This window comes from Amnibacterium sp., assembly GCF_051956055.1.
In the GTDB taxonomy this organism is placed as follows: Bacteria; Actinomycetota; Actinomycetes; order Actinomycetales; family Microbacteriaceae; genus Amnibacterium.
In genome coordinates this window covers 24,766-34,814 of sequence record NZ_JBQCGC010000086.1, presented here as the reverse complement: position 1 = coordinate 34,814, position 10,049 = coordinate 24,766, and the positions used below count along the sequence as shown (strand labels likewise).

Sequence of the window (10,049 nt, the reverse complement as noted above, 5' to 3'; positions counted from 1 at the left end):
CGGGGCGCTGCGACCCGCCCTGCGGGTGGAGGGGAACGGGAGCGCGGTCGTCGCGCTCGACGTCACCGGCGCGTCGTTCGACGGCGGCCGGCTCGCGGTCGTGCTCTCGGCGACCGACCACCGGCCCGTCGGCTGGACGGCAGCGGTGCTCGAGACGCGCCGGGACTGGACCTCCTACCGCCGTGTCGTCGCGGCGAGGCCGGCGCGGGACCGCTTCGAGTCCACCCGTGCCGACGACATGGACTACCGGGGCGCTCCCCCGCGCTGGATCACCGTGCAGGCGCCCGCGGACACCGTCTGGACCCTGACGGTCGCGTTCGTGCGCTGAGGCGCCGCTGCACGTCCGGCGCGGCGCCGCCGCTCTCCGCGGCGCGCCCCCGAGCATCGGAGTATGCCCTCCCGCGCCCGACGTTCCGCGCTCGTCGCGGCGCCGCTCGTGCTCGTCGTGCTCATCGCGGCGGCCGTGCTCGCGAGCATCGCCGCCCGGGGCGGGGCTTGGGGTTCGCCGAGCGCGACGACGGCGCCGAAGGGCTCCTCCGCGCTCGCGGTGCTCGCCACGCTGCAGGTCAAGGGACGCGCGCCGATGACCGGATACGTGCGGACGGAGCGGTTCGGCGCGGCCTGGCTCGACGTCGACCGGAACGGCTGCGACACGCGCGACGACGTCCTCCGGCGGGACCTGGTGGACGTGACGGGGACCCGCTGCACCGTCCGCTCCGGGGTGCTGCACGACCCGTACACCGGGTCGACGATCCGGTTCACCCGCGGGGCGAGGACGAGCAGCGCCGTGCAGATCGACCACGTGGTGCCGCTCGGCGACGCCTGGCAGACCGGCGCGCAGGGCTGGACGCAGGCGAAGCGCATCGAGCTCGCGAACGACCCGGTCGAGCTGCTCGCGGTCGACGGGCCGACGAACGAGCAGAAGGGCGACGGCGATGCCGCGACGTGGCTGCCGCCGAACAAGGCGTTCCGCTGCAGCTACGTCGCGCGCCAGATCGGCGTGAAGCACGCGTACGGGTTATGGGTCACGCCGGCCGAGAAGGCCGCGATGGAGCAGGTGCTGCGCTCGTGCCCCGACGTCCGAGCGCCTGTGTCGACCCTCGTGCATGCGGGTGCCGTCGCGGCGGCGCCGTCCTCTGATGCGCCCGCGGCCACGTCGTCGTCGACGTCGGCGTCCCCCTCCTCCTCGGCGGCGCCGAGCGGCGGGTCGGTCGTGCGCGCCGGGTCGTACTGCTCGCCGTCCGGCGCCACCGCGCGTACCGCCTCGGGTACCCGGGTCGTCTGCCGCTCGACCGCGAGCGACCCCCGGACGCGCTGGCGGTCACCGGCCTGACCCGGCGCGGCTCGGTAGCGTGGCGGGCGGAGGTGCCGATGCCGGACCACGAGGACGACCTGCTCATCACGGGCGCACGCATCGTGACGGAGGGCTCCGTCACCGAGGCCGGGTGGGTCCGGTTCGCGGACGGCGTCGTGGCCGCCAGGGGCGCCGGTCCGGCCCCCGAGCGCACCGGCGCGGTGCTCGACGCGCGCGGCCGGGTGCTGGCGCCGGGATTCGTCGATGTGCACGTCCACGGCGGCGGGGGCGGGGACGCGGGCAACGGCGCCGCGGACGTGCCCGCTGTGCTCGCCGCGCATCGCGCGCACGGCACGACCCGCTCGATGCTCTCCCTGGTGAGCGCGCCCGTCGACGATCTCGTCGCGAACCTGCGCGGGCTCGCACCGCTCGTGCGCGCCGATCCGCTCGTGCTCGGCATCCACCTCGAGGGCCCGTTCCTGAGCCAGGAGAACAAGGGCGCCCACGACCCCGCCGCGCTCGTCGCGCCCACCCCGGAAGCGGTGGACGCGCTGCTCGAGGCCGGGGACGGCTGCATCGCGCAGATCACGATCGCCCCCGAGCTGCCCGGCGCGCTCGACGCGATCGCGCGCTTCGTGGCGGCGGGCGTCCGGGTGGCGGTCGGGCACACCGTCGCGGACCTCGCGACCGCGGGCGCCGCGTTCGACGCGGGTGCCTCCCTCCTGACGCACGCCTTCAACGCGATGCCCGGGCTGCACCACCGGGCGCCCGGGCCGATCGGGGCCGCGCTCGAGCGATCCGCCGTCACCCTCGAGCTCATCGCGGACGGGATGCACGTCCACCCCGTCGTCGTCGCCGCCCTGTTCCGGATGGCGCCCGGCCGCGTCGCGCTCATCACCGACGCGATGGCCGCCGCGGGCGTGGGCGACGGCTCCTACCTGCTCGGGTCGCTCGAGGTCGAGGTGCGCGACGGCGCGGCACGGCTCGCGAGCGGCTCCCTCGCCGGCTCGACGCTCACGCTGGACGGCGCGATCCGCACCGTCGTGGCCTCCGGGATCCCCCTCCCGGAGGCCGTGCAGGCGGCCACGGCGGTGCCGGCGCGCGCGATCGGCCGTCCCGAGCTCGGCACACTCGAGATCGGCGCACCCGCGGACGCGGTCCTCCTCTCCCCCGCGCTCGAGGTCGAGGCCGTGTGGGCCGCGGGCACCCGCCTCCCCTGAGCACGACAGCAGGAAGGAGCACCAACAGCAGGACGGAATCGCGCCGATATTCCTGCTGATGCTCCTCGATCCTGCCGTTGTGCTCCCGACCGTGCTGCGGAGGGCTCAGTCCACCCGTTGCCAGTCGGGCTTGTGCGCGTAGGTGAAGCGGTAGTAGTCGGCGAGCGTCAGCCGGGACGCCGCCGCCTCGTCGAGCAGCACGATCGCGTCGGGATGGAGCTGGAGCGCCGACGCGGGCACCATCGCGGTGAGCGGCCCCTCGACCGCGGCGGCGACGGCGGCCGCCTTCGCCTCCCCCTGCGCGACGAGGAGCAGCTGCCGCGCCTCGAGGATGGTGCCGAGCCCCTGGGTGATGCAGTGCAGCGGCACCTGGTCCAGGTCGCCGTCGAAGAACCGCGCGTTGTCCTCCCTGGTCCGCGGCGCGAGCGTCTTGATGCGGGTGCGGGATGCGAACGACGAGGTCGGCTCGTTGAACCCGATGTGCCCGTTCGCGCCGATCCCGAGCAGCTGCACGTCCACACCGCCCGCCTCCCGGATCGCCCGGTCGTACTCCAGCGCGCCCGCCTCGAGGTCCACGGCGTCGCCCGGTGGCACCCGCACCCTGGCCGGGTCCAGCCCGAGCGGCTCGACCGCGTCGCGGCGGATCGTCGCCGCGTAGCTCTGCGGCGATTCCGGGGTCAGTCCCACGTACTCGTCGAGCGCGAACGCGGAGACGCGGGACAGGTCCACCTCGCCGCGGGCGACCAGGCCGGCGAGGGCGCCGTAGGCCCCGAGCGGCGACGAGCCGGTCGCGAGCCCGAGCACCGCCTCCGGGCGGCGCCGCACCACCGCGGCGATGCGGGCCGCCGCGGCCGCACCGACCGCCGCTCCGTCGGGCAGGATCACGATCTCCATCAGGGGCCTCCTTACGGGGTCAGCAGGGTGAGCAGCGCCGCGCCGACCGCGCGCGAGCTGCCGAAAGTCGCGATGTCCGCGTAGCGCCGGTCGGGCGACGGCCAGCCCATGTCGACGGCGACGACGGGTCCGGCGGCCCGGAGGCGGTCGACCACCGCACGGGCGTGCGGGTGCCGGTGGATGTCCCGGCCGATGACGAGCACGCGGCCGTCGATCACGGGCACCGGGCCGTCCCCGTCCGCGTCGACGTCGACCCGCGGCCAGCCGCTGAACCGGCCGCCGACCGTCGGATCGGCGGCCGCGAACGGCCCCCAGCCCGTGACGCCGACCGCGATGTTCGCCTCGACGTCGAGCTTCACGACGGTCCAGTCCCCGGGTTCGGCGAGCGCTGCCGCGGCGCTCCGCTGCACGTCGAACCCCGCGGCGAGTCGCGCGGGCTCCGGACGCGGATCGGGCGGCAGGGCAGCGGCGCTCGGCCGCACGAGCGCCCGCACCCGCGCGGCCGCGTCGCGGAGCCGCTCGAGCGGCAGCTCCCCCGAGTCGACCGCGGCGACGATCGCGTCGAGCACCGGTTCGAGATGGGGCTCGCTCTCCCGGCCGAGGCACAGCAGGTCCGCGCCGGCGACGAGCGCACGGACGGCGGCGGCGGGGATCCCGATCCGCCCGCTCGCGCCCGCCATGTCGAGCGCGTCCGTGACGATCACCCCGCCGAACCCGAGCTCCTCCCGCAGGAGCCCCGTGAGGATGCGGCGGCTCATCGTCGCGGGCGCGTCCGGGTCGAGCCGCGGAAGCAGGAGGTGCGAGGTCATCACGGCCGCGACGCCTGCACCGATCGCGGCGACGAACGGGATCAGCTCGCGGTCGCGGAGCGCCCCGAGGGGCCGATCGACCACGGGCAGGCCCAGGTGCGAGTCGACGGCGGTGTCCCCGTGGCCCGGGAAGTGCTTCGCGCACGCCGCCACGCCCGTGGACTGGAGGCCCCGGATCCAGGCCGCGCCGTGCCGGGCGACGAGCGCCGGGTCCGCACCGAAGCTGCGCGCGCCGATGACCGGGTTGTCCGGGTTCGTGTTCGCGTCCACCGTCGGCGCGAGGTCCAGCGAGACGCCCGCGGCGGCGAGCTCCAGGCCGATCGCGCGCGCGGAGGCGGCGGTGAGCGCCTCGTCGTCGATGCGGCCGAGCACGCCGTTGCCGGGCTCGGGCGACCCCTCGGGCATGTGGAGGCGGGTGACGTCCCCGCCCTCCTCGTCGATCGCGACGACCGCCTCCGGCCGCACGGCGCGGATCGCGTCGGTGAGCGCCCGGACCTGCGGCACGTCCCGAACGTTGGCGCCGAACAGGCACACACCCGCCAGTCCCGCCTCGAGCCGCGACGCGAGCCCCTCCGGCAGCTCGGTCCCGACGAACCCGGGCAGCAGCACCCCGGCGGCGAGCCGCCGCACCTCCTCCGTCACGCCGCGCTGCTCGCGGATCCGGAGATCCTGCGCGACACCCCGGCGGACGCGCCGGCCGACCGGCGTGTCGCCCGATTCCTCCGGATCCGCGAAGGATCTCCGGATCCGCGAACGGTCACTTGTCGGCGCCGATGACGACGGAGCCGGACAGCGCGCGCTGGAACACCAGGTAGACGATGAGCACCGGCACGATCGTCATCACGACCGCCGCGAACAGCGCGCCGAAGTCGATCGAGTACCCGGCCGTCCCCGCGAACGAGGCCATCCCCTGGGTGAGCACGTACTTGCGCTGATCGGGGTTCAGGGCGACCGGCAGCAGGAACTGGTTCCAGAGCCCCACGAAGTTGAGGATCGCCAGGGTCGAGATCGCGGGCCGCGCCATCGGCACCATGATCGAGAAGAACGTGCGCCACTCCCCCGCGCCGTCGATCGCGGCCGCCTCGGTGACGGAGGCGGGCAGCGCCCGGAAGAACGGGACCATGAAGAACACGGTGAACGGCAGCGCGAACGCCGAGTAGGTGATCGCGAGCCCCGGCAGCGTCCCGAGCAGGCCGAGCGACTTCAGGATGAAGAACAGCGGCACGATCGCGAGGAAGATCGGGAACGTGAGCCCCGCGATCATCAGCAGGTAGATGAGGCGGTTGCCGAAGAACCGGAAGCGCGCGAGGACGTACGCGCACATCGACCCCATCGCCATCGTGAGCACGAGCGCGCCGCCGACGACGATCAGGGTGTTCGCGAAGAACTGCCCGATGCCGGCCTGCGTCCACGCGTTCGCGTAGTTCTCGAAGTGCAGCGTGTCCGGCAGCGTGAACGGCGATTGCAGCACCTGCTTGCTCGTCTTGAACGAGGACATGACGGTCCACAGGAACGGCAGGATCACGACGACGGCGCAGACGATCAGGACGGCCTGCGACACCCCGCCGGTGACGCGTTCGCCGGTCGGCACGGTCCTGCGGCGCGTGCGCGTCAGGACGGTCGGGACGGCGATCTCGGTGGCCATGGTCACTCCTCCGACAGGTCCTCGCGGCCGCCGGTCAGGCGGTCGACGAGGAAGACGACGGCCGCGAACAGCAGGGTGATCCCGGCGAGCACGACGCCCATGGCGCACGCGTAGCCGAACTGGCCCTTGGTGAACGCGGTCTTGAACAGCTCCTGCGAGATCACGAGTGTCGAGTTCTGCGGGCCGCCCCCGGCGTTCAGGGCGGACATGAACACGAACGCGTCGAGCGCGAAGATGCCGGTGTAGATCATCGAGGTGCGGATGTTGGCCCGCAGCATCGGCACGGTGATGCGCGTCGCGATGCGGAACCGGCCCGCGCCGTCGAGCCGCGCCGCCTCGAAGATCTCGGCGGGCAGCGCCTTGATCGCCGCGACGAAGATCACGACGTAGAAGCCGACAGAGGCCCAGACCATCACGAACATCGTCGCGATCATCGCGGTGCGGGCGTCGCCGAGCCACGGGTAGGACGCGAACTGCTGCAGCCCCAGCGTGGTGAGGATGCCGTTCAGGAGGCCGTTGCTCGGGTCGTAGATCTGATTCCACATGATCCCGACCGCGATCGCCGGGATGATGTAGGGGAAGAAGAGCAGGATCCGGTAGAACTCGCCGCCCTTGACGCCGCGCACGGGCCCGCTCGAGGAGCCGCCGATCGTCACGAGCGACGCGAGCGCGAGCGCCGCGGCGATGATCACGATCGGCAGGACGAGGACGAGCGTGACGCTGTTCTGCATCGACTGGACGAAGTCGGCGTCGGTGAACGCCTTCACGTAGTTCGCGAGCCCGACGAAGGTCTGGTTCGTGTCGAAGCCGCTCCAGCTCGTGAGCGAGTAGTACACCGCCTGCACGAACGGCGACAGCACCAGCGCGACGTACACGACGAGCGGCACGCCGAGGAACACCACCGCGAACGACACCTTGTCGAACGTCAGACGGCGCCGCCGCCGGCGGGCGGCCCGGAGAGGGCCGCCCGCCGTCGGGACCGACGGGGTCGCTCCGGTCACGACACCTTGACCTTCGTGACCGAGGAGTCGTTCGCGACCTTGTCGGTGATGTCCTGCAGGCCCTTGGTCAGCTGGGCGACCGTGGACTTGCCCGACAGGAACGTGTTCCAGACGACGAGCGGGTCCTGGTTCATCCCGTACAGGTCGACGAAGTTCCAGGAGAACACGTTGTTCCCCGCGTTCGTGAGCAGCGTCGACTGCGAGACGAGTGCGGTCGAGCCGAAGCCGTCCGCGGGCACGGTGCCCTTGACGATCGTCGGCGTGAGCCGGGTCTTCGCGAAGTTCGTCGCCGCCTCGTTCGAGAGCATCGCGCGCAGCAGCTCCTTGCCGCCCGCCACGTTCGATCCCTTCGACGGCACGATGAACGGCTCGCCCGCGGTCGAGTGCATCGCCTCGTAGGGCATCGACGAGCTCGAGGTGACGGTGAACTCCGGCGCCCCCGTCATCTGGAAGCCGGACTTCGTCTGCTTCTTCATCTCGTTCTCGATCCAGGACCCGGAGGGGTAGAGCAGCGCGTCCTCGTCGTTGGACCACTGCGCCTGCGCCGCCGTGAACTGCGTGCCCGCGCCGCCTGGCTTGAACATGCCGGCGTCGATGATCTTCTTCATCCCCTGGAACACGGCCTGCACGGCCGGCTTCGACCAGCACCCGGACTCGAGGTTCTCGAGCGCGAGCCGCACCTCGTCGCCGCCCTCCTTGATCGCGGAGGCGATCGCGAGGGTCTGGTAGTAGGTCGCCGCCTCCTTGCCCCAGACGAAGAGGTACTTGCCCTTCGCCTTCGCCTTGACGCCGAGGTCGTACGCCTCCGCCCACGTCTTCGGCACCGTCCACCCGTTCGCGTCGAACAGGGACTTCGAGTACCAGATCGCGTACACGGTGAGGACGTAGTTGAGGATCAGGAACTTGCCGTCGAGCGTGCCCGGCTTGGTCACCCCCGTGTACAGGGTGTCGCTGATCTTCTTGCCCTCGTAGTTGTTCGCCGCGAGCACGTCGGACAGGTCCGCGAGCTGGCTGCGGATCGTGGAGATGCCGATCGCGTTGGCGCCGGAGTTGTCGACGAGGTCGGGCGGGTTGCCCGCGACGAACTTCGGCTGCAGGGTCTGCGCGATGTTCGTCGCGGGGCTCACCGTCGCGCTGACGCCGAGCTTCTGCTTCTTCATCACGTCCGCGGCGTACTGCACGTAGTCGTAGCCGTAGCCGCCGTTGAAGATCGTGGCGGCGACCGTCGACTTGGCCGCGACGCCGAAGGGGTTCGTGGCGCTCTTCGCGCCGCCGGCGGACGAGCCGTTGCCGGTCGAGGACCCGCTTGCGGCGCACGAGGCGAGCGTCACCGCGAGCGGCGCGCCGATGCCGAAGGCGAGGGCGCCGCGGAGGAAGTCCCTCCGCTGCAACGTGGGCTTGAGGTCGTTCATGTGTGTTCCTTCCGGTGCTGTGGTGGTGATGGTCAGGCGAAGCGGGAGATGCCGTACTGCTCCTCGAGGGCGACGTTGTGCTCGTCGCCGCCGGGGATGTTCGCGGAGAGGTAGAGCGGAGCGGTGTCCCCTCCGGAGACGAAGCGCTCGGCGACCCCGAGCGTCAGGATCTGGGCGATGTACGCCGCGGTGATGGAGGAGACCGCGCCGACCGGCACGTCCGCCCCGATCGTGATCGACGCGTCGCCGTACGGGGCGAGGTTGTCGATCGTCACGTCGGCGATGTCCCGGAGGCGCTGCCCGCTCGGGTGCTTGGGCTGCACCTGCATGGTGTGGTCGAGGGAGGTGACCGCGACCACCTTGTTGCCGGCCCGCTTCGCCGCGAGCGCGAAGCCGACGATCGAGCCGTTCACGCCGGAGTTGGAGGCGATCAGGACGACGTCGTGGGGGCCGACCTTGGCGATCGCGAACAGCTCGTCGGCGACGTCGGGGTTCCGTTCGAGGTTGGCGCCCTTCAGCTCGGACAGCGGCAGCGATCCGGCCAGCGCCAGGTCGCGGAGCGCGACCTTCTTGGTCGGGATCAGGCCGCCCGCACGGCCGGCGATCTCCATCGCGAACGCCTCCGAGTGCCCGGTGCCGAACGCGTACACGACCCCGCCGTCCTCGATGGCCTTCGTCATGAGGTCGATCGCGGCGTCGAAGCCGCCGGCGGCGGCCTGTTGCTCGAGCGCCGCGAGCCGCGTGCGCACCGCCTCGGAGAAGTCGTGGACGGCGGTCGTGAACTGGGTCATGCGTGGTTCCTTCTTCTCGGGGTGCGGTTCGGTCGGCCGGGGCCCGCGTCGCCGGGCAGCCGGGCGACGACGCCGCCTGCCCGGTGCGGGCTCACGGCGAGCGCGGAGGCGGCGAGGTGGCGGCTCGTCCGGGCGAAGTCGACCTGGGCGGTCAGCACGTAGAGCAGGTCGCTCACGTAGACCTGGCTGTAGTAGGCGGCGAGGTCGTCCGGCTGCAGGAACTGCTCGAACGCGGAGGTCTGGATCACGATCGCGGCGACGCCCGCGAGGGGCGAGGTCGGGTCGTTCGTGATCGCCACCGCGAGCGCGCCGGTCTCGGCGGCTGCCCGCAGCATCTGGATCGTCTCGGCGGTGCGGCCCGTGTGCGAGTAGCCGATCGCGACGCATCGCTCGTCCTGCACCACCGCGCTCGTGAGCCCGGCGTGCACCTCCGACCACACGTTGCAGGCGACGCCGATGCGGTACAGCCGGGTCGCGAGCGCCTCGGCGGCGAGCGCGCTGCTCCCGACCCCGTACAGGTCCACGTGCCGGCTCGCCACGAGCGCCTCCGCGACGCGGCGCAGCAGGACGAGGTCGAGCGAGTCCGCCGTCTGCTGCATGCTCCTGGTCGCCCCGGCGAGCAGCGCGCTGCGGACCTCCTCCGCGGTGTCGTCCGGTCCGAAGGCCCTGCCGATGTCGACCGCTCCAGGCAGGGCGGAGCTGCGGCCGACCTCCGTCGCGACGCTCATCCGGAGCGCGACATAGCCGGGGTAGCCGATCTGGCGGCAGAACCGCGTCACCGTCGCGGGCGACGTGCCGGCCCGCTCGGCGAGTTCATCGATGCGGAGCTCCAGCACCAGGCGCGGCTCGTCCAGCACGACCTGCGCGACCCGCAGCGTGGCGGCGGGCAGCTCGTCCCAGCGAGCCCTGATCCTGTTCCCGACCGCGGTCGCCGGGGCGTCGTCATCGACCTCGAGCGGCGGTGGAGCAGTTTCCGTCACAAG

The 10,049-nt window shown here is 72.5% G+C and carries 10 protein-coding genes; 3 read left to right on the top strand and 7 right to left on the bottom strand.

From position 1 onward, the window contains the following. The 3 genes from ACTHLI_RS12650 to nagA form a co-directional block, all read left to right on the top strand. Positions 1-328: hypothetical protein (locus ACTHLI_RS12650; protein ID WP_440184184.1), on the top strand; the 328-nt coding region annotated here is incomplete at its 5' end. A 63-nt stretch (positions 329-391) separates the two neighbouring features. Continuing rightward, positions 392-1,333 carry an HNH endonuclease family protein gene (locus ACTHLI_RS12645; RefSeq protein WP_440184181.1) on the top strand — a complete coding sequence of 314 codons (942 nt, stop codon included), beginning with the start codon at positions 392-394 and terminating at the stop codon, positions 1,331-1,333. 38 nt (positions 1,334-1,371) lie between these two features. After that, the gene (gene nagA, locus ACTHLI_RS12640; protein ID WP_440184178.1) at positions 1,372-2,514 is read left to right on the top strand and encodes an N-acetylglucosamine-6-phosphate deacetylase; all 1,143 of its coding nucleotides are present in this window, start codon (positions 1,372-1,374) and stop codon (positions 2,512-2,514) included. Between the two features lie 105 nt (positions 2,515-2,619). On the opposite strand, the gene nagB is transcribed toward nagA, so the two are convergent. The 7 genes from nagB to ACTHLI_RS12605 form a co-directional block, all read right to left on the bottom strand. Next, positions 2,620-3,411, bottom strand: coding sequence for a glucosamine-6-phosphate deaminase (gene nagB, locus ACTHLI_RS12635; RefSeq protein ID WP_440184187.1), 792 nt, complete (start codon positions 3,409-3,411; stop codon positions 2,620-2,622). An 8-nt stretch (positions 3,412-3,419) separates the two neighbouring features. Then, positions 3,420-4,859, bottom strand: coding sequence for a glycoside hydrolase family 3 protein (locus ACTHLI_RS12630; protein ID WP_440184176.1), 1,440 nt, complete (start codon positions 4,857-4,859; stop codon positions 3,420-3,422). 115 nt (positions 4,860-4,974) lie between these two features. Next, complete coding sequence (locus ACTHLI_RS12625; protein ID WP_440184173.1) at positions 4,975-5,862, bottom strand: carbohydrate ABC transporter permease; 888 nt, start codon at positions 5,860-5,862, stop codon at positions 4,975-4,977. 2 nt (positions 5,863-5,864) lie between these two features. Further along, positions 5,865-6,863, bottom strand: a complete 999-nt coding sequence (locus ACTHLI_RS12620) for a carbohydrate ABC transporter permease (RefSeq protein WP_440184170.1) — start codon at positions 6,861-6,863, stop codon at positions 5,865-5,867. Then, on the bottom strand, positions 6,860-8,275 hold the full coding sequence (gene ngcE, locus ACTHLI_RS12615; RefSeq protein ID WP_440184167.1) for an N-acetylglucosamine/diacetylchitobiose ABC transporter substrate-binding protein: 1,416 nt from the start codon (positions 8,273-8,275) through the stop codon (positions 6,860-6,862). The genes ACTHLI_RS12620 and ngcE overlap by 4 nt, the downstream gene beginning before the upstream one ends. Positions 8,276-8,307: 32 nt before the next feature. Next, positions 8,308-9,066, bottom strand: coding sequence for a sugar isomerase domain-containing protein (locus tag ACTHLI_RS12610; protein ID WP_440184164.1), 759 nt, complete (start codon positions 9,064-9,066; stop codon positions 8,308-8,310). Beyond that, positions 9,063-10,046 (bottom strand): MurR/RpiR family transcriptional regulator, encoded by a 984-nt coding sequence (locus ACTHLI_RS12605; protein ID WP_440184161.1) that lies wholly within the window; start codon positions 10,044-10,046, stop codon positions 9,063-9,065. The genes ACTHLI_RS12610 and ACTHLI_RS12605 overlap by 4 nt, the downstream gene beginning before the upstream one ends. Positions 10,047-10,049 lie beyond the last annotated feature (3 nt).

Excerpts from the sequence above, each read along its gene's own strand:
- ACTHLI_RS12645 (WP_440184181.1), top strand. The coding sequence starts at position 392 with ATGCCCTCCCGCGCCCGACGTTCCGCGCTCGTCGCGGCGCCGCTCGTG.
- nagA (WP_440184178.1), top strand. The coding sequence starts at position 1,372 with ATGCCGGACCACGAGGACGACCTGCTCATCACGGGCGCACGCATCGTG.
- ACTHLI_RS12625 (WP_440184173.1), bottom strand. The coding sequence starts at position 5,862 with ATGGCCACCGAGATCGCCGTCCCGACCGTCCTGACGCGCACGCGCCGC.
- ngcE (WP_440184167.1), bottom strand. The coding sequence starts at position 8,275 with ATGAACGACCTCAAGCCCACGTTGCAGCGGAGGGACTTCCTCCGCGGC.
- ACTHLI_RS12610 (WP_440184164.1), bottom strand. The coding sequence starts at position 9,066 with ATGACCCAGTTCACGACCGCCGTCCACGACTTCTCCGAGGCGGTGCGC.